General features: G+C 36.6%; 20 protein-coding genes, 1 pseudogene and 1 riboswitch. Of the genes and pseudogenes, 8 read left to right on the plus strand and 13 right to left on the minus strand.

Translation table 11 applies throughout. From position 1 onward, the window contains the following. Positions 1 to 74 precede the first annotated feature (74 nt). On the minus strand, positions 75 to 1067 hold the full coding sequence (locus tag ACFX4N_RS26140; RefSeq protein WP_192101056.1) for a zinc-binding dehydrogenase: 993 nt from the start codon (positions 1065 to 1067) through the stop codon (positions 75 to 77). Between the two features lie 418 nt (positions 1068 to 1485). Between ACFX4N_RS26140 and ACFX4N_RS26145 the strand changes: the two genes are divergently transcribed. After that, a complete protein-coding gene (locus ACFX4N_RS26145; RefSeq protein ID WP_013055250.1) occupies positions 1486 to 2016 on the plus strand; it encodes an IseA DL-endopeptidase inhibitor family protein in 531 nt (176 codons plus the stop codon). 248 nt (positions 2017 to 2264) lie between these two features. Here ACFX4N_RS26145 and ACFX4N_RS26150 read toward each other — a convergent pair whose 3' ends face one another. Continuing rightward, positions 2265 to 2528, minus strand: a complete 264-nt coding sequence (locus ACFX4N_RS26150) for a hypothetical protein (RefSeq protein ID WP_098548321.1) — start codon at positions 2526 to 2528, stop codon at positions 2265 to 2267. Positions 2529 to 2655: 127 nt separating this feature from the next. On the opposite strand from ACFX4N_RS26150, the gene ACFX4N_RS26155 reads away from it, so the two are divergent. Next, positions 2656 to 3798: an AI-2E family transporter gene (locus ACFX4N_RS26155; protein ID WP_013055248.1), complete on the plus strand. Its 1143-nt coding sequence runs from the start codon at positions 2656 to 2658 to the stop codon at positions 3796 to 3798. Positions 3799 to 3833: 35 nt separating this feature from the next. On the opposite strand, the gene ACFX4N_RS26160 is transcribed toward ACFX4N_RS26155, so the two are convergent. Next, positions 3834 to 4229 (minus strand): SET domain-containing protein, encoded by a 396-nt coding sequence (locus ACFX4N_RS26160; RefSeq protein WP_013055247.1) that lies wholly within the window; start codon positions 4227 to 4229, stop codon positions 3834 to 3836. A gap of 335 nt (positions 4230 to 4564) precedes the next feature. Here ACFX4N_RS26160 and rarD point away from each other — a divergent pair. Both rarD and ACFX4N_RS26170 read left to right on the plus strand, forming a co-directional pair. Then, a pseudogene (gene rarD, locus ACFX4N_RS26165) lies at positions 4565 to 5484 on the plus strand (EamA family transporter RarD). A 62-nt stretch (positions 5485 to 5546) separates the two neighbouring features. Beyond that, entirely contained in the window at positions 5547 to 6317 is a 771-nt protein-coding gene (locus ACFX4N_RS26170) for a TatD family hydrolase (protein WP_013055245.1), read from the plus strand. Between the two features lie 32 nt (positions 6318 to 6349). Here ACFX4N_RS26170 and ACFX4N_RS26175 read toward each other — a convergent pair whose 3' ends face one another. Further along, positions 6350 to 6487, minus strand: coding sequence for a lmo0937 family membrane protein (locus ACFX4N_RS26175; protein ID WP_013055244.1), 138 nt, complete (start codon positions 6485 to 6487; stop codon positions 6350 to 6352). A 194-nt stretch (positions 6488 to 6681) separates the two neighbouring features. On the opposite strand from ACFX4N_RS26175, the gene ACFX4N_RS26180 reads away from it, so the two are divergent. Then, a complete protein-coding gene (locus tag ACFX4N_RS26180) occupies positions 6682 to 7125 on the plus strand; it encodes a YfmQ family protein (RefSeq protein ID WP_013055243.1) in 444 nt (147 codons plus the stop codon). 524 nt (positions 7126 to 7649) lie between these two features. Here the strand turns inward: ACFX4N_RS26180 and ACFX4N_RS26185 are convergent. The 5 genes from ACFX4N_RS26185 to ACFX4N_RS26205 form a co-directional block, all read right to left on the minus strand. Then, positions 7650 to 8177 (minus strand): GNAT family N-acetyltransferase, encoded by a 528-nt coding sequence (locus ACFX4N_RS26185; RefSeq protein WP_013055242.1) that lies wholly within the window; start codon positions 8175 to 8177, stop codon positions 7650 to 7652. A gap of 69 nt (positions 8178 to 8246) precedes the next feature. Then, positions 8247 to 9788, minus strand: a complete 1542-nt coding sequence (gene nikA, locus ACFX4N_RS26190) for a nickel ABC transporter substrate-binding protein (RefSeq protein WP_057274963.1) — start codon at positions 9786 to 9788, stop codon at positions 8247 to 8249. A gap of 142 nt (positions 9789 to 9930) precedes the next feature. Continuing rightward, positions 9931 to 10122: riboswitch (cobalamin riboswitch) on the minus strand. A 2-nt stretch (positions 10123 to 10124) separates the two neighbouring features. Next, positions 10125 to 11129 (minus strand): cell division protein FtsZ, encoded by a 1005-nt coding sequence (gene ftsZ, locus ACFX4N_RS26195; protein WP_057274962.1) that lies wholly within the window; start codon positions 11127 to 11129, stop codon positions 10125 to 10127. A gap of 359 nt (positions 11130 to 11488) precedes the next feature. After that, a complete protein-coding gene (locus ACFX4N_RS26200; RefSeq protein WP_013055239.1) occupies positions 11489 to 11878 on the minus strand; it encodes a tautomerase family protein in 390 nt (129 codons plus the stop codon). Between the two features lie 167 nt (positions 11879 to 12045). Further along, positions 12046 to 12204, minus strand: coding sequence for a hypothetical protein (locus ACFX4N_RS26205; RefSeq protein ID WP_013055238.1), 159 nt, complete (start codon positions 12202 to 12204; stop codon positions 12046 to 12048). Positions 12205 to 12464: 260 nt separating this feature from the next. Between ACFX4N_RS26205 and ACFX4N_RS26210 the strand changes: the two genes are divergently transcribed. Further along, entirely contained in the window at positions 12465 to 13418 is a 954-nt protein-coding gene (locus tag ACFX4N_RS26210; RefSeq protein ID WP_057240565.1) for a TRM11 family SAM-dependent methyltransferase, read from the plus strand. A 36-nt stretch (positions 13419 to 13454) separates the two neighbouring features. Here ACFX4N_RS26210 and rluF read toward each other — a convergent pair whose 3' ends face one another. Further along, complete coding sequence (rluF, locus tag ACFX4N_RS26215) at positions 13455 to 14162, minus strand: 23S rRNA pseudouridine(2604) synthase RluF (RefSeq protein WP_025601719.1); 708 nt, start codon at positions 14160 to 14162, stop codon at positions 13455 to 13457. A gap of 339 nt (positions 14163 to 14501) precedes the next feature. Between rluF and ACFX4N_RS26220 the strand changes: the two genes are divergently transcribed. After that, positions 14502 to 15077, plus strand: a complete 576-nt coding sequence (locus ACFX4N_RS26220; RefSeq protein ID WP_192101055.1) for a TetR/AcrR family transcriptional regulator — start codon at positions 14502 to 14504, stop codon at positions 15075 to 15077. 21 nt (positions 15078 to 15098) lie between these two features. Beyond that, entirely contained in the window at positions 15099 to 16535 is a 1437-nt protein-coding gene (locus ACFX4N_RS26225) for a DHA2 family efflux MFS transporter permease subunit (protein WP_057274960.1), read from the plus strand. 91 nt (positions 16536 to 16626) lie between these two features. Here the strand turns inward: ACFX4N_RS26225 and ACFX4N_RS26230 are convergent, their stop codons facing one another. The 3 genes from ACFX4N_RS26230 to ACFX4N_RS26240 all read right to left on the minus strand — a co-directional run bounded on the left by ACFX4N_RS26230 (position 16627) and on the right by ACFX4N_RS26240 (position 18373). Then, the gene (locus tag ACFX4N_RS26230) at positions 16627 to 16761 is read right to left on the minus strand and encodes a hypothetical protein (RefSeq protein ID WP_377263316.1); all 135 of its coding nucleotides are present in this window, start codon (positions 16759 to 16761) and stop codon (positions 16627 to 16629) included. A gap of 237 nt (positions 16762 to 16998) precedes the next feature. Further along, positions 16999 to 17448 carry a hypothetical protein gene (locus ACFX4N_RS26235; RefSeq protein ID WP_025601723.1) on the minus strand — a complete coding sequence of 150 codons (450 nt, stop codon included), beginning with the start codon at positions 17446 to 17448 and terminating at the stop codon, positions 16999 to 17001. A 436-nt stretch (positions 17449 to 17884) separates the two neighbouring features. Continuing rightward, positions 17885 to 18373, minus strand: a complete 489-nt coding sequence (locus ACFX4N_RS26240; protein ID WP_029320702.1) for a QueT transporter family protein — start codon at positions 18371 to 18373, stop codon at positions 17885 to 17887. Positions 18374 to 18379: the final 6 nt, after the last annotated feature.

Here is an 18379-nt window from a genome sequence, read left to right on the forward strand (position 1 = left end):
TATTACCTTGTTTCTTTCATTTAAACAAACGTTTGATTATATAAAAAGGTCCCCAGTTAGCGCTGGGGACCTTTTTATTCTGAAATAAGTAAACCTATATTGCCAAATTGTTTTCCTTTATCTAATCGTTCGCAAGCTGCAGCTGCCTCTGACAACGGATAGAATCGATCGACGATTGGTTTAATTTGATGTTTCTCTATAAAATCCATCATGTCCACAAATTCTTCCTGACTTCCCATAGACGTGCCAAGTATATTGAATTGAGGATAAAAAATAGTTCTTAGAGGCAATTCAACTTCATTTCCAGAACTCGCCCCAAAATTAACAATTCTTCCATTTGGCTTTAATATTTCAAAATAAGTAGGAAATAAAGCTGCCCCCACACTATCAAGTATGATATCTACTTTTCTATTGTTGATTTCTTCTTTTAGACTGCTTCCACTGTCTAATGCATAATCCGCTCCATGCTTTAGAGCTTGCTTTCTTTTTTCATCGCTTCTAGAAGTGACTGTTACGTTAGCTCCGATAGCTTTTGCGAATAACAATCCATAGGTCGCGACTCCGCTTCCTATACCGGGAATAAGGAGGTGCTCTCCTTTTTTTAACTGCCCTTTTGTAAATAGAGCTCTATAGGCAGTTAAAGCGGATAATGAAAGAACCCCCGCCTGTTTCCAAGATAGATAAGATGGCTTTTGCACAACATTATCCGCTTTTATGATTACATACTCTGCAAATGTTCCATTCGATGGACCACCTAAAATTTTAGGTGTAAACGGAATGTCCTCTACACGATCCCACTCCAGACTTGGATTAATGATCACTTCTATTCCAGTTTTTAAACCTTTTACGCCTTCTCCCACTTCTTCTATAATACCTGCACCGTCTGAACCGGGAATAAACGGCTTATCTCCTTTACCTCGATTTTTCATAACGAACAAGTCTCTCCGGTTTAAACCTGCTGTTTTTAACCTTATTTTTATTTCTCCTCTTTGAGGTTGCATCTCCTGAAGATCTCTGTAATTCATGCCTGCTATTCCACTTTTTTCACTATGTATAATGCCTTTCATCATTTCGCCTCCTCTTAATCTACCCTACTAAAAAGCTGAAAATGGTAAAAGAAATATGCCTAAAAAAGGGAAAAAAAACAGTTTTCACATTCACTTTTTCACCGTTTTATCTTTATTTTTCTGTATCGTAAAGGTATTAAGCTTCTTTTATTACAGTTTTGTTACAAACAATATTTTTGTAACAAAAAGATTAAAAAGTAGAAAGAAACGCCTGAAAACGTTGATAAATCAACATTTAACTGGTAATTCCCTTACTATATCTATTTTAGAAACTAGTAAAAAACTAAAAAAATTTAAGAAAAAAAAGACAAAACACTTTCTTTTGTTACAGATTTATTGTAATATAAATGTAACAAAAGAAATATAAAACACATAATTGTTACATAAATAAGGTTAATTAATTAGGAGTGAGTTAGAAATGAAAAAAATTGGACTAGTTTTATCATCAATCGCTATTTTCTTTACACTAAGCACTGGAGTTACAGCACAAACAACATCTACAACACTAACGGATGCAAATGCTGTCAAAATTGCAGCTAGTGCCAGCAATCATTTCTGGAGTGCTCTGCACGGTTATAAAAACAAACCATGTACAGAACGTACATTTGAATATAAAGGAACTGAGTACGTGTATCTTTGCCCTGAATTTGATACAAAAGCTGAGCTATCAAGCTACTTATCTGAGACATTTACAAATAGTGCAGTAGAAAAAGGATTAACAAATTATGGCTATATCACATATAACGGCAAACTTGCACATCCAATCGGCGACGGATTCAGCATGTTAGAGTGGTCAAAAGCAAAAACAAAGCTTGTGTATCAAACAGCAACAGTTCGCTCTTATGAATTCACAGTTCCAACTGTAGATGGCGGCAGCGTAAAACGCACTGTCACATTCTATAAATCTAATTCTCAGTGGAAAGTAAATAAATTTGACGCTGTTCAATAATAAAAAAAGCAGGCCTGCTTGAGCAGACCTGCTTTTTTCTTTTTTATCGATAACATAAATAAAACTTCTACTTACAGCGCTCTAATAGCTGTAAATAGAAGTTGAGATCACAAGTTTAAGTAAATCAAATTTTGTCGAATCCTGTAGAAACAGTGATAAGTTACGTTTTATATTACAGGCTAAATTGCTTATTGTCAACATAATTCAGCAAAAAGATAGGGCAATATATTCAGAGCATAATAAAGACATTAACTTGGATTTTGTTCATGTTCCTCTGGGTTATCATGTACAGGATGCGCGCCTGGAAATAATCTTTGCGCTTTTTCATGAAGATTTTTGTTTTCATAATTAAATGCGCTATACGTTCGCTGCCCTTCTTCCCATGAAGCAGATTTCCCAAGTTTTTGATTAACAGGAGAGCCGAAAGGACCGTCTGGAAATTCTTCAGCGGTTATATACTCGTGGCTTTTTTCTACTGTAGAGAAATCATCATACGGTTTGTGTTCTTTCAATGATTTCACCCCTTCTTTCTAGAAGATTTTCTACTAGTATGCACACTTCTTTGTAAAAAACCCTCTTAAATTAGTCTAAATCAGGGTATGATAACTATACATTTATTTTTTAAAGGAGTTGAACAGCTTGGAACCTAGACCTCAGAAAGGAACTTTTTTCCGAGAAAAAATCTTAAATAATAAATTTGTTGTATATACAATTATTATTTTTATTCTCAGCATGACTATTTTTTCGTTATCAAAAATCGGATTTATTTTAATTCCTATCTCTATTTTTATTAAAACAATCGCACTGCCGATTATCTTAGCAGGAATTTGCTTTTATTTATTTAATCCGCTTGTTGACTTTTTAGAACGAAAAGGTGTAAAACGAATTATTTCCATTCTTGTTTTATACATAGTGATTATCGGCGCATTAGCCATTATTATTTCATCGGTTATTCCGCCTCTAAAAAATCAAGTTGACCGTCTTATTGATAATATCCCAGAGCTGACGCATGACGTTCAGCATGCGGTGACGAATCTTTCAAATAACCGATATGTCGAGCAGGGTCTTCAGTCGGCCAACACAGACCTAGACAAGCTTTCAAAAGATGCTTCCAAACACTTGAGTAAATATGTTTCTGGATTTTCAAGCGGTATCGTTAATTTTGTCGGAACCATCACAGAAATAATATTATCGGTTGCCGTTTTACCCTTTATTCTTTTTTACTTGTTGAAAGATGGAAAAAATCTTCCTAATTACATTGTGAAGCTGCTTCCAAATCGTTCTCGTTCTGAGGCTAAGTTTATTTTAGCCGATATGAATCATGCACTAAGCGCATATATTCGCGGGCAAATTTTCGTTGCAATTTGTATAGGTGTACTGCTTTTCATTGGCTATCTGATTATTGGATTAGACTATGCATTACTTTTAGCGATTATCGCCATGGTAACCAATGTTGTGCCTTACCTTGGTCCTATTATCGCCATCATACCAGCAATTATTATTGCGTTTATTACCTCTCCTTTCATGCTTGTAAAACTAGCCATTGTCTGGGCAGTTGTTCAATTGCTTGAAGGTAAAGTAATATCTCCGCAAATTATGGGAAGAAGCCTAGACATTCACCCGATTACAGTCATTTTTGTCATTCTAACCGCCGGAAACTTATTCGGAATCATAGGTATTATTTTAGCCGTCCCTGGATATGCCGTTTTAAAAGTTATTATTACGCATATTTATCAATTCATCCGTTTGAATTCTACTATGTATCCAGATAAAAAAGCATAATAAAAAGCCCATCGATTTTCGATGGGCTTAACTTTTTACTTTTGTTCTTCTTCATCTTCACGATCAAACCAAAGGAGCTCTTGATCATCTTCATCTCCATTATAGTTGATGAGAATTTCTTCTCCTGCTTGGATATCCGTATATGCATAAAAATCAAAGGTATGATTGTCAAAATTAATTTCATACGTAGCATTGGGTGTATACGAGTGATTAAACAGCATACCGTATCCCAAAAGAATAGCCGTATGATTCACTCCATATTCAAAAGCATAATCCGCTAGTGTTGTTTTCTCAATAAAATCATGCTCTTTATTAGGATAAGCGATAACAGGAGCTTCGTGAATAAGCGTTCCTTTTTTAATATCTTGCTTAGCAAATACACCTCTATTAAATTCTCCGTCGCTTATCGCAGACACTTTTATTTCGATCATATTCGTCACCTATATATTCTTTCCTCTAAGATTTTTTTCTTCCTTAAGCTTGACAGTTTCTAATGGGGAAATCAACTGTTTTTCATAACCACTTGAATATAAGCTGAAGGAGCGCTTATCATGCACACTTGTGTAAGCACTTACCTTATTAGAAACATGCAATTTGATTTTATTTTAGACATGGAAAAGCAATGACCTTGCGCATAGCGCTTTTTTGAGCCATTCAACATGTGAAGAATCGTTTTTCTCTGTGATATAATCGTTTATGCTGCTTTTTTATGTTAATCTATGACTCTTACTACCAAATGTATCTCATGTTAGAAAGAAGGTTTTAAATGAACTTAAATCATGACAAAGATAGTGTAACGTATGCAGTCCTTTCTTATCTTATGTGGGGGCTCACGCCAATTTATTGGAAGCTGGTTCACCACGTAGCACCAGGGGAGATTTTAGCTCAGCGCGTTTTTTGGTCTTTTATTTTTATGCTTATTCTTTTATTGATAACAAAGAAATGGCGTACATACATTACGTTTGTAAAAGAAATAATGAAAAAACCATCCTTATTCTGGTCCCTTTTGACTGCGTCTGTACTTATTAGTGCAAATTGGGGCATTTTTATGTGGGCTGTCATTGATGGAAAAATAGTAGAAGCGAGCCTTGGACAATATATTAATCCCCTAACAAGTGTTTTATTAGGTGTTATTGTCTTAAAAGAGAGATTAAGCGGGGCTCAAATTTTTGCATTTATACTAGCAGGGATCGGCGTATTAACACTCAGTCTTCATTATGGTGTGGTTCCTTGGATTTCGCTTAGTTTAGCTCTTACTTTCGGATTATATGGTTTCGCAAAGAAAAAGATTAAAACTGATTCAACAATGGATTAACTCTTGAAACGATGGTCATCTCCCCTATTGCATTAGCATACATAGGCTACCTCACGTTTCAATCACACTTGCAGTTTTTTGATTTTTTTTCAACAAGTCTTTTATTAATCGGAAGTGGAATGGTCACAGCTCTACCACTCTTATTATTCACAAAAAGTGCTAAAAAAGTATCATTATCAATGCTTGGTATTCTTCAATATATTTCACCAACCTTATCTCTGCTAGCAGGAGTAATTCTATACCATGAATCGCTAACAAAAGCTCATGTTATTGCTTTTAGTTTTATTTGGTTAGCTCTTATTGTTTATACGTTTTCATCTATTACTAAATGGGGGAACAAAAAACACATAAAAAATAAGATGGAAGCCTAACAGAAGCATACATTTTCTTACGTATTATTTCTAAACAAATTGGGCTGAAAGGAGCGATATTTATGAAACAAATCATTGACGCTCATATTCACCTCGATCAATATGAACCGAAAAGCTGGAAAGACATAATAGAGAAGGATCCTTCGTTACAAGCGCTTATTTCTGTATCTTCCACATTACAGTCTTGCCAACTTAATCAAAAAATCAGCCAATTGTATTCCTGTGTGAAACCAGCCTACGGATTTCATCCTGAACAAATACTGCCTTCTTCAAATGAATTAGCGGAGCTGTTTGCCTGGATTGATCAAAACAATGAAGAAATGATAGCTGTTGGTGAGGTTGGTCTACCTTATTACTTAAATCAGACCTATACTCTTTCTCTAGAGCCCTATTTGGAGCTGCTTGAAGCTTTTATTATTCATTCAAAAAAGTGGGGAAAACCGTTAATTCTTCACGCTGTATATGAAGACGCTGAAATTGTGTGTGACTTACTAGAAAAACATTCCGTGTCTAAAGCTCACTTCCACTGGTTCAAAGGAGCTAAAAAAACCGTTGAACGAATGAAAAACAACGGTTACTATATTTCAGTTACACCTGATATTGTATATAAGCCTAAAATCCAAGCGCTTGCCATGGAATACCCTCTTGACTACTTGATGGTCGAAACAGATGGTCCGTGGCCATTTGAAGGACCTTTTCAAAACCAGACAACGGTTCCATCAATGATACATCAGTCCGTTGAGGAAATAGCACGTCTCAAAGGAGTTTCTGGAACGGAAGCATATGATTTTTTATATCAAAATACGTCTTGTTTTTATAATCTCTCCACATAAAAGGCCTTTCCCTAAGGAAAGGCCTTTTATATCTAAATTCGTTTCACAAGTTTTACGATTAGCACAATCACTGCAATGACAAGAAGAATGTGAATGATGCCGCCGCCAATATGAAAAACTAATCCTAATAACCAAAAAATAAATAAAAGTCCAATAATCGTCCACAACATAATTTTTTCTCCTTTTTTTATATGTAGTATTTGTTATAATTCTATATTTCCCTAAATGTGCATAAATAAACGCATTTCATATACATCTTTTCACTAAGGAAGGTTCACATAATGTACAAAAAGTACTCATGTTCTCTGTGGTAAAATAAGTATGTAATCTTATTTCATTTAAACTATAGCGGAGATGATTAACTATGACGTGGATTGTATTACTTTCCATCATTCTTGTAAGTGCACTCAAAATATTAGTAACGTGTCTTCCAACTCCAGTGGTCAAATGGCTTATGACTAAATTTCAATTACACCCAACACTTGATGATCAAAACGTTACTGTCACAGTTGATGGGAAACATTTAGAAGGCAAAGACAAAATGCAAGTGATTGATTATTTTAATAAAGCAACATTTTTAAAACAATATTATGTCCATGAAGGAAATAAGGACTATTATAAACACCTAGAAGACAGTGAAACTCCACTGGTTATCGATACGAAAAAAGGAAAAAAAGATGTTCGATTATGCGTATACAGTTATGATGATCATGTCGATGTCGTAAAACAGTATAAAAAGAAAATTATTGCTTACAGCCTGCTGTCTGATCACCTTCAAAAGCAGTCCATAACAGCTGACCTAGCTTAAACCAGTCGCCTATAAGGCGGCTGGTTTAGTTTTAGGTTGAAGCTATCTTATTTAAAAATTCCAAACTTTAACATTAATTCTAATGCTATAATATAAATTAATTGGTTGAAGTAGATTTCGGCGAGCATCAAAAGTTTCTTTTCAAGTGGGCCTTTGGGACAACTATTGTCATGACAATTACAGCCATTTTAACAAATGCTATTTCCCTTTAGAGTTCTACCATAAAAAAGGAAGCCGACTACCATAAGGCAATCGGCTCACACATGTAGGATATTGATTTAACACTAACAAAGTACAACACAACACTAGTAATTATATAATATATTTCATTATTTTGAAAGCGATTTCATATATATTTTCAAAAATATTTTGTTATTTGTTTTTCATAGAAAAAAACCACGTTTCAGCCAATTCGAAACGTGGTTCTTTTCTGTAAGGACTTGCCCTACAGGCTATAAATGTAAGTACGTTCATTATAGCATGAGCTCTTATCTAGATTCCATGGTAATTACTGTATAATATCGTTACATTACGACCGGTTGTATTTTTCTGTCCATATGCAGCGTATTCCATGGCTCATCCTGTTCAGCAAGCCTTTCGATAAAACCTTGTGAAATCCAGAATGGGATAGCCCCCGGTAAAAAAGGATGAGTATGCAGATACAACGTGTCATAAAAATGATTTTGAGCAAATTGTTCCACTGCCTTTAACAGCTGCTGTCCAATGCCTAGACGCCGGTATGCTGGATCGACATAGCATTTTACAATCTCGGCTGCAGTTTTATGTTCATATCGCTTTTTTAATGCATGAAACCTTCCATCGTAAGCGTATAAACCAATTGTTCCAATTACTTGTTGATTTTCCGTGACAGCTGCAAAAAAAGCAGCGCCTTTCGCTTGAACATAATGTTCATTAAAATGAAGCAAATCCACAGAAAGCTGATTTTTTTCCAGCATAGGAAATAGCTCATTCCGCATATTCATGACAAACTGAATCACTTCAGCATCCTTTTCTTTTACTTCTTTAATTTGATACATTTGTACTTCTTGCACGTTTACTGTCACATCCTTTTATCTATCATTGTATCCTTTCTCTTTTTCCTATAGGAACAACGATATTGACTATGGCGTTACGTCTAAATGCTGAGTCAGCATATAATACTCGCTTGGATTTGTTGTCCAGTTTTTCACTTTTTGATTATAAGCAACAACAATGTTTGGATGTACAATCGATGACGTCAGCATTTCCCCATTAATCAAAGCGGTTGCTTGCTTGGCTAGCTGATCTCGTTTTGCGTCATCTACTGTTGAATTTAACTGTTCTATCATTTTTGTTAGCGTATCGTCATTAATCCGGCTGGCATTTAAACCACCGCCCGGCAAATAGTTCGTGCTTAAATAATAGCTGGCATCCCCTCTAGGTGCTGTGATAAGGCTGTACAATGCTAAATCCCAATCATCTTTTGCCATTACATATTCATCGCTGTCTTCAACTAGGTGAATCTTAATATTAATTCCTAACTCTTTCGCATTAGACTGTATAAGCTGAGCAATCAAAGGAAGTTCTGGCAATGAGCTGTATGTGACAAGAGAGAGGGATAATGGCTTTCCATTTTTGATTACTTTGCCATTTTTGAGTTGATAGCCTGCTTTCTCTAAATATTTTTTAGCATATGCTATTCCTTTTGTCTCACTAGCAGTATTATCAGCAAAAGGAAATTGGGGTAAAAATGGACCTCGAGCCGCTGCCGCTTGATTGTTCATTATGCTGCTGACAATTTCTTTCCGGTTCAGTAAGGTATCGATAGCTTTTCTTACAGTTTCGTCTTTTAATGCGTCATTGGTTTGATTATAAAGCAATAAATGAGTACGCACACTAGGTACTCCACTTACTTTGAAAGACGAATTCGCTTGTAAAGTGCTCAAGCTTTCTAAAGGCGGGCGATAAATAATATCGGCTGTCCCGGACTGAAGAGCCGCAACTCGCGCATTAGCATCTTCGTTAAATGCAAAGATCGCATTTTTCAATTTTACTTTCCCATTCCAATAATGTTCATATCTTTCTAACTTCACTTGATTTCCTTGATCGAAAGTCAAAACGTGAAATGGCCCTGTGCCAATGGGCTTCTTAGCTATACTAGAAACATCAACATCTATAATAGCTGTGTTTGGATGCACTAACTCAGAAGGAAATTTAGGCATTGGTTCTTTTAATGTAATTGTCAGCGCATGACCGTTCGCTTTCATTTCTTTAATATTTAAAGCGTTTTTCATCGCATAGCTTTGATCTATCGTTCTTTGAAGAGAAGACTTAACGGCATTTGCATCTAGCGCTTTGCCATTTTGAAACGTAATGTTCTTTCTTATCGTAAATGTCCACGTAAGACCGTTATCTTTCGTTTCCCACTTTTCAGCAAGCCAGGGCTTTATTTTTAAATCATTGCTGATTTTAACAAGCGTCTCCCCTACTCCCGCACGAACTGCTGTATAATTATCATCCGTATGAGGATCAAGCGTTGCAGATGTAAAATTAAATAAAAACGTCACACTTTTATCCGTTTTCTTTCTTTCTTTTATACTTATGCTCTCTTCATTAGGAGCGCAAGCAGTGAGGCAAAGTAACACAAGAAATATCATAGATACGAGTTTTTTATTATTTATCATTGATTTTTCCACCTTCTATTTTAATACACAAAAAAGCACTTCTAAAAAGAAGTGCTTGTCTTCACAACAAATTCAGATAAACGTATCCCTTGTTTATCCTATTTTTGGTTCTGCCAAAACACCTCCCTATCCTCGTAGGTTATTGTGTGCTGCGATTTATGGCAGGTCTCCTGGCTTCAAGTCACTGCCTTATACCGCCTTCCCGTCTCTAAATAGACAGTGGCTTTTTTGACATAAGGCTCCTTGTTACAGTGGCGGGACCGCTCCGGATTTGCACCGGATTCCCTTTTAAGGCAATTGAAAAACAATTGCCACCATAAAAGCTGGTTATTTAATTTAGTAGCGTGCTCTTGAAACTCTAGAAGTAGAAGCTGATGGTGAAACATCTTCATCATCAAATCCAGTGGCAATAACGGTTACCATCATTTCGTCCTTTAAATCTTCATTGATCACGGACCCAAAAATCATATTTAAGTCCTGATCAGAAGCAGACGTGACAATATCTGCTGCTTCCTGTACTTCGTAAAGACTCAAGCTGCTGCCGCTCGTAATGTTCAACAGCACGCCTCTTGCTCCATCAATCGATGCATCTAGCAGCGGACTAGAAATCGCTTTTTTCGCTGCTTCAATTGCCCGGTCTGATCCGGAAGCTCGTCCGATACCCATAAGCGCAAATCCTTGATTAGACATGATTGTTTTTACATCAGCAAAGTCAAGGTTAATCAGCCCCGGAACAGCGATTAAATCTGAAATACCTTGAATACCTTGGCGAAGAACATTATCTGCTTCACGGAATGCTTCAAGCATAGGCGTCTTTTTATCGACAATTTCAAGCAAGCGGTCGTTTGGAATCACAATAAGGGTATCTACCGATTCATTCATCGCAGTAATACCGCCTACTGCTTGCTTCGTACGTTTATTTCCTTCAAACTTGAACGGGCGAGTGACTACTCCAATTGTTAAAGCATTTAGTTCACGGGCAATTTGGGCAATAACCGGAGCTGCTCCAGTACCGGTTCCTCCGCCCATACCAGCTGTTACGAATACCATATCTGCGCCTTGCAGTACTTCTTGAATTTGTTCTCTGCTTTCTTCGGCTGCTTCTCTTCCCACTTCTGGATTAGCTCCTGCACCTAATCCTCGCGTTAAGGCCGCACCAATCTGCATTTTCACATCTGCTTTAGATAAGTTAAGCGCCTGAGCATCCGTATTAACGGCGATAAATTCTACTCCTTGTACACCGTGTTCAATCATACGGTTAACGGTGTTATTTCCTCCACCGCCGACCCCAATTACTTTAATTCGCACTAGTGGCGATACACCTGCATCAAATCCAAACATTCTAAGTTCCTCCTCAATGATCAAAATTACTTTCTCTTATTATCCGAAAAAACACGTGAAGAACCTTTTACTCCTATGTTTAACGCGTAACTGTTCTTTTGTTTTACAGATTTTATACACTTCTCTTTTAACCTTTAAATCTTTACATCTTTATGTAAATTTATTGTTGTTCTAAAATTAGTACGCCGAACTCTTTTATGGTTTTTCCACTCAAAATGGCATATAAGCTTATTGTATCATTCATTTGACAGATGTCTGTATTTAATTTTGAGTAAGATGTGACTAAGAGAATAATATTTTTATAGACAAAATGAGAAAAAGCCCTTAGAAATAAGGGCTTCTCTAGATAATAAACCGTTTTATAATTTCCCAGTTAAGAATTGAGCTTCTCCCATGCCAAAGCTCCAGTCAGCATTACCGTTTTCAACAATCGAAATCATAATGTCGTTTGGCTGAATGCCGCAGCTCTCTCCAAGCTCTTTTACAATTAATCTGTAAAGAGCTTGCTTTTGCTCTTCTGTCCGCTGTTTACTCGTTACACTTATAATAACCAAATCCTTGCTTCTCTCAAAGCCAAGACCTGTATCTTCAATAATCATTTCATGAGCAGGATGCTGATGTACAATTTGATAACGGTCGCGCTCCGGGACGCCAAAGGCTTCTAGCATCGCTCGGTGAGCAGCGTCTAGTAATGTTTTTAACTCTTTTTCATCTCTTCCTTCTATTACATCAAATCTAAGTAATGGCATACTAAGTAACCTCCAGCTTTTTGTCTAATGTATTATTGCTTCATCATATCACAACTATCATTTGTTAAAAAAAGATATGCTATTCACAATGTGCTCTCTAGTGAAAGAGACCTCAAACGCTTCAATAAAAGCTGAACCTAATAAAAAGAAATGAGCAGCATAACGGCTCATTTCATTAGTACAAAAACATTTATAATAAGAGCTAAAATACATACAGATACAATGGCAATGAGTACGTTCATCACAAGGTTTTGCGAGGATGTTTTGGCTTGTTTTTTCATATCAGCCCGACTCATCTGTTGCTTTTCATGATCACTTTTAGACATCACGTAGCCTCTCCTATTCATCAAAATGTCAGCAGTGTGTAAATGATTTTTGAGAAACCTTGATCCAGTTCTTTTGTATAGACAGCAGCACATGCAGGTTATCACCAGTTATTTTAGCATGTTTTGTCAAATAAGTGGACTATGTAGCGCTTCAATTTAGTATTCACGGGCAAATATATTTAAATTCGTTGCTTTTCTCTTCTTTTCTCGCTATTGTTTGAGAAGAAGGATAATTAGATACGATAAAGGATGATACGATATTGAATAACCATACGCAGCTGCCTCAGTATATCTACACATACGCATGCAGCGAAGAGGAACTCTCACTATGTCAATTAGAGAGACGCTCTCTTTTTGAAATTGAAACTGAGAAACCTATCATAAAAAGTGCCGTTAAACTTGATCCAAGCAGAAGCCCTTTTATCAAAGAGCGATTAGATATTATGTATGAATCAGATGACCTTGCAGATATTTGTAAACAAGTAGAAGATATTGACCTTGGAGACAAAACATTTAAACTCATTTTCATGAAAATTAATGACTTGGAAAAAGATCAAAAAATAAGTTATAAAGGTCAGCGTGCTATTGAACGTGATGTGGGTTGGCATTTTGTAGCAGAAGCAGACTTGCATAACCCTGACCATTTGTTTGGCATTGTTCCATTTGAAGGACGCTGGTATTTTGGGAAATATCAAAAAAGCGAAGCGGTATGGCTGCATCATTTGAAGAAACCGCGTGAATACTCTACAGCACTCAGTACCCGCCTTGCAAGAGCTGTAGCTAACATTGCCGTTCCAAACCCTGAAGGAATCAAAGCGATTGATCCATGCTGCGGTATCGGTACAGTCCTTGTAGAAGCCCTTTCAATGGGCATTGATATTGTAGGACGCGATATCAATCCACTTGTGACCGACGGATCTCGTGAAAATATTGCGCATTTCGGCTTAAGCGGTGATGTCAAAACTGGACCGATTTCAGATGTTACAACTCACTATGATGTAGCTATCATCGACATGCCTTACAATCTCTACACCCACGCGACGCCTGAAGATCAGCTTTCTATTTTAAAACACGCTCGCCGCTTTGCGGATAAAGTAGTCGTGATTACAGTAGATACGATTGACCATATGATTCATGAAGCTGGCTTTTCTATTTCAGATCGCTGCGTAGCGCGCAAAAGCGTATTTTCTAGACAAGTAGTTGTATGCGAATAAAAAAGACACCAGTCTAACAGGCTGGTGTCTTTTTATTTACCACTCTTTAGGTTCATAGTCTAATTCTTTGAATAGCTGCGTACGCTCTTTTTTCGTTAAATCTCTCCATTGCCCAACAGGTAAGTTGTTTAAATGGATATTCATAATACGCGTGCGCTGAAGGCGGTATACTTCATATCCGAGCACTTCACACATACGGCGAATTTGACGATTTAAACCCTGTGTTAAAATAATTTGAAACTCATACTTAGACAGCTGTGTCACTTCACAAGGAAGCGTTTTTGTGCCTAAAATTTTTACTCCCTCAGACATGTTTTTGATAAACTCTGGTGTAATTGGCTTATCTACTGCAACAATATATTCTTTTTCATGCTTGTTTTCTGCACGTAAAATTTCATTAATAATATCGCCGTCATTTGTAAGTAAAATTAAGCCGTCTGAATCCTTATCAAGTCGTCCAACGTGGTGAATACGCAAAGGGTGATTGACTAAATCAATGATGTTTCCCTTTACTTTTTTTTCACTCGTACTTGTAATGCCGACTGGTTTATTAAGCGCAATATATACATTATTTCGAGCAATCCGAAGCTGTTGGCCGCTTACTCGAATATCATCGCCAGGCTTAACTTGATCTCCGACTTTTGCAACCTTTCCATTAACGGTTACTCTTCCTTCACTAATTAACTTATCTGCCCCGCGTCTTGACGCCTTTCCAGATTCGCTAATAAATTTATTCAGTCTCAGGTGAATCACAACCTTACATTTAAAAATTTTAAAATTTGTCTCTTCTATTAGAAACAGACATATGCCAATTTCTATACCGTCCCTATCGTAACATGCTATACGCTTCTCGTCTGCTTTTAATTTCATTACTTAATCATATTTTTTTAACAGTAATAGAAGTATAGCTCCAAAATACTTTGTAACCTTATTCTTAACATTTCAATCAATGCTTACACCTGTGAAGCTTGCATCAATCTTCACTTATATACAAGACCTAGACGTCTGGATTGACTGATCAGTATAGAGTTGCTACCATTATACTGACCGATCAACTAGTAATTATATCAGGGAGCTGTTTTCATGGAACCAACCAATTCAAAAGAAAAAATTTTAAGCGCAGCTGCTAAACTTTTTCGCAAAAAAGGCTATCACGCCACCAGTCTAAGTCAAATTACAAAAGAAAGCAGCGCTCCGAGAGGATCTATTTATTATTATTTTCCGGATGGAAAACAACAGTTAGCAAAAGAAGCTATTCAAAAAACGGGAGAAAGAGTCAAAGCTTATATCGAAAAATCCCTCGCTTCTCATGAAGATGCCGCGGCAGCTATTCAATATCATATAAAAATGATGGCTGATCGAATGTTTGAACAAGTGGAAAATGAAGAGGATATCTCTCTCGCTGCTATGTCGAGTGAAGTATGGTCATCAAACGAAACGCTTCGTATGGCCTGTGAAGACGTGTATAACGAGTGGGAGCAAGTTTATGCAGATAAGTTAGTTTGTTCAGGTTATGAACAAGAGAAAGCAAGACAGCTAGGTTCAGCTATACAGTCTTGGATTGAAGGTGCTTATACTCTTTCATTAACTAAAAATAGTACAGTCCCTATGCAAATTGCAGCTGACCAAATTGGTAAGCTGTTTGCAAACAAAAATTAATTTAGTAAAAGGAGGTCACTTATGACACAAACAGAAGAAAAAATGAGTACACAAAGTAAGCTTATCCTTTTCATTTTGATTCTAGGAAATTTTTTATGCTTAATTAGTGAAACGGTAATGAACGTGGCCTTGCCAAGTATCATTTCAGATTTTCACATTAGAACGAGCTCAGCTCAGTGGTTAACTACCGGATATATGCTTGTAATCGGCATCTCTGTTCCGGTGTCTGCTTTCTTAATTCAACGATTCACATTAAGACAGCTGTTCGTGACGGCTATGAGCTTTTACTTAATTGGGTCCTTCATTGGATTTATTACTCCATGGTTTTCTCTGCTTTTTGTGGGCCGTATGATTCAAGCATTAGGGACAGGCATTATTTTACCTCTTGTGATGAGCACAATGTTAACACTCGTGCCTGTTAGCAAACGCGGCACCGTAATGGGGATTTTTAGCGTAGCTATTTTATTTGCACCGGCAATAGGACCGGTTCTTTCAGGATTAATTATTCAATATTATTCGTGGCAAATTATATTTCTAGGTCTTTTAATTGCAGCGGCGCTTATTTTCCTATTTGCTCTTTTCAAGCTCAGTAACGTTTCTGAAACATCTAGACCAACAATTCATATCCCATCTGTGATTCTTTCTACAATTGGGTTTGGAGGAGTTGTTTATGGATTTAGCGCAGCTGGTGAAGAGACGGGATGGAGTAATCCTATCGTATGGCTTACGCTCATAATTGGCGTCATAGCTCTTGCTTTATTTGTCAGACAGCAAAGCAAGCTGAATTCTCCTATGATTAATATGAAGCCTTTTAGATCGTCTGTGTTTTCAAGATCGATTTTCTTAATGTTTCTTATTATGATGATTCAGTTTTCAATGATGTTAATTTTGCCGCTATATTTCCAAACGGCTGCGGGACTGTCTCCTTCGCAAACAGGGTTTCTTATGCTTCCAGGCGGCGTAACGCTGGCTCTAACAGCTATGGTGGGAGGACGTTTGTTTGACAAAATTGGATTTAAACCGCTGCTTTTAACGGGCTTAGTCCTTTTAACAATTATCTTAAGTTTGTTCACTACTATTTCAAGCGGAACAAACACGAAGACTGCAGCCATCTTATACGCAGCCTTTACAATTGGCGTAGGTTTAAGCATCGGGCCCGTGATGACGCTTGCTTTAAATCAAGTACCAAAACCGCTTCATGCTCACGGTTCAGCTATTTCAAATACGATTAACCAAGTTTCAGGCGCGATTGGACCCGCTTTGTATACAAGTATTATGACCATGGCTTCTCAGCACTTTATTCAACAATCAAATGAAACGAATAAAACGCTGTTACAAATAAAAAGTATGACAAGCGGGGTTCATACCGTCTATTATGTAGCCATCGCTTTCGCCGTCGTTTCGTTCCTGCTCGCTCTTACGTTAAAGAAAAAAGACCAGCAGCTTGAAACACAATAAGTAAGAAACTGATAAGAGCTGCTCACAATTTGAGCAGCTTTTGTTACATGCAGAATTTATATTATAAATGTAAGAGCAATCATAGATACTATTAAAACAAGGATAACAATACTTTTCTTTCTATCTTCCATGCTTCAATAGCGCCCACGACACCACCAATGACTAAAATAAAAGTACCTATAACGTGCAGAGGCAGCAGAGATAACAGCTTGCCTAAACTCGCCATAACTCCTCCGGTCAATATAAATCCTGTTGTTACAATAGATTTTACAGATGTTAAGTCTCTTATAGCTTCTTTTTTTCAGTTTTACTCAGTTTAAAGTAATCTACTATACTAAAAACAGCGGGTGTTCCCCATAAAATAAAGAAGCTAATCAATCTATCGGTGTCTACACTCACTGTTCATTCACCACCTTTATCAATCCCTTACGCTCAGTTCCACCATTTAACAAATAGTTATATATTATTCTTGCTTCAAGGATCCTCCAAAAGAAAATTGATGGTAGTCATCAAGCTTATTCCAATACCCTATGCACTTTACGTCAGGCTCATCAATAGCTAACGCTGCTTTATTAGTTCCTTTATAAGGAAGAAATGCCGTTAACTTAACCTTTTGTTTTGGCTTGATATTTAATTTATTTCCTTCTGCTAACACCTTAAATTTATTATCAGAATAACCGTTTTTCATTTTTAAAGGATACGATAAAAATACATTATTTTGTTTGATGGTCAAATCGCTCTTGTTTACTAATTCCATTTCATATGAAATCCCTTGCTTCATTTTTTGTTCTTTGATTACGTTAATACTTATCTTTTCTAGTTCTCTTAAAGGAACGTTGTCTTCTTCTTTTGAACACCCGGCAAATAAGATGACTAACGCTAATAAAACAAGAATTCCTAACTTTCTATTCAAAAAACAATCCCCTCTCTAGTAACAAAGGTTATTTTACAATCATAACTCAAAAAAGTTATTTAATGGTAAAAATACAATTAAAAAAGCAAACCGTCATCGGTCTGCTTTTTTAATTGCTACGCATAGGTAATGTGTTGTTGTGCGAAAAACTTTTCGATAAGGAGTTTGCCAACTATATGTATATCGTAACAAAAGAAAAAAGAATGCGCTGTGAGATTTGTCACTTCTTGTTTCAAAATAATCTAACCGGATATTTCCTATTGCCTTAAGCAAAAAGAGCAGAACGCAAACGCGATCTGCTCTTTTTACATGCTAGATATGGGTAATTTGTCCATGCGTGAAAAGCTCTTCAATAAATAAGGGGTTTATCACTACACCTATAGAATAACAAAGAAAAAAAGATGCGGCTGTGAGATTTATCACAGCCGCATCTTTTTTATTCAACTAGCTTATTAAATTGTACACGTTTATTAATTGCCGCCATAATTGGTGCTCCAACAAGCATAACAATGAACTCACCAACAGCCGTTGTTAACCATGTAAAGAAAAATGGTAAATCAAATGCTAAGTGCAGTTCAAACGCAATAATAAACATCGTGAACGTAAATACAAGTGTATTAACAAGCATACGAGCCCACATATTTTTAATGTAGCGCATAGAAAAAATGGTAATGAGTAATGATAGCACAGATTGTCCTACCCCAAACACCAGATCATAAGCGACCATTGGTGAAAAAAACAAATTCGTCAGAAATACTCCTAGCACAATGCCGTACACGTACTTTTTATTAAACACAATTAAGTGATTGAACATTTCCGATATACGAAATTGGATATTGGTGAAGCCAAACGGCTGAATTAACATGCTGACAGCAATATACATAGCAGCTAAAAGACCGTTGACGCAAAGTGTTCTTATATTCATCTTACT

It is taken from the genome of Priestia sp. YIM B13551 (assembly GCF_042787905.1).
Classification (GTDB): domain Bacteria; phylum Bacillota; class Bacilli; order Bacillales; family Bacillaceae_H; genus Priestia.

Coding starts and splice junctions, on each gene's coding strand:
- nikA (WP_057274963.1), bottom strand. CDS start 9,788: ATGATAAATAATAAAAAACTCGTATCTATGATATTTCTTGTGTTACTT.
- ACFX4N_RS26205 (WP_013055238.1), bottom strand. CDS start 12,204: ATGTCTAAAAGTGATCATGAAAAGCAACAGATGAGTCGGGCTGATATG.
- ACFX4N_RS26230 (WP_377263316.1), bottom strand. CDS start 16,761: ATGGCGAGTTTAGGCAAGCTGTTATCTCTGCTGCCTCTGCACGTTATA.
- ACFX4N_RS26140 (WP_192101056.1), bottom strand. CDS start 1,067: ATGAAAGGCATTATACATAGTGAAAAAAGTGGAATAGCAGGCATGAAT.
- ACFX4N_RS26240 (WP_029320702.1), bottom strand. CDS start 18,373: ATGAATATAAGAACACTTTGCGTCAACGGTCTTTTAGCTGCTATGTAT.
- ACFX4N_RS26200 (WP_013055239.1), bottom strand. CDS start 11,878: ATGCCATTACTTAGATTTGATGTAATAGAAGGAAGAGATGAAAAAGAG.
- ACFX4N_RS26145 (WP_013055250.1), top strand. CDS start 1,486: ATGAAAAAAATTGGACTAGTTTTATCATCAATCGCTATTTTCTTTACA.
- ACFX4N_RS26170 (WP_013055245.1), top strand. CDS start 5,547: ATGAAACAAATCATTGACGCTCATATTCACCTCGATCAATATGAACCG.
- ACFX4N_RS26220 (WP_192101055.1), top strand. CDS start 14,502: ATGGAACCAACCAATTCAAAAGAAAAAATTTTAAGCGCAGCTGCTAAA.
- ACFX4N_RS26160 (WP_013055247.1), bottom strand. CDS start 4,229: ATGATCGAAATAAAAGTGTCTGCGATAAGCGACGGAGAATTTAATAGA.
- ACFX4N_RS26175 (WP_013055244.1), bottom strand. CDS start 6,487: ATGTTGTGGACGATTATTGGACTTTTATTTATTTTTTGGTTATTAGGA.
- ACFX4N_RS26225 (WP_057274960.1), top strand. CDS start 15,099: ATGACACAAACAGAAGAAAAAATGAGTACACAAAGTAAGCTTATCCTT.
- ACFX4N_RS26180 (WP_013055243.1), top strand. CDS start 6,682: ATGACGTGGATTGTATTACTTTCCATCATTCTTGTAAGTGCACTCAAA.
- ftsZ (WP_057274962.1), bottom strand. CDS start 11,129: ATGTTTGGATTTGATGCAGGTGTATCGCCACTAGTGCGAATTAAAGTA.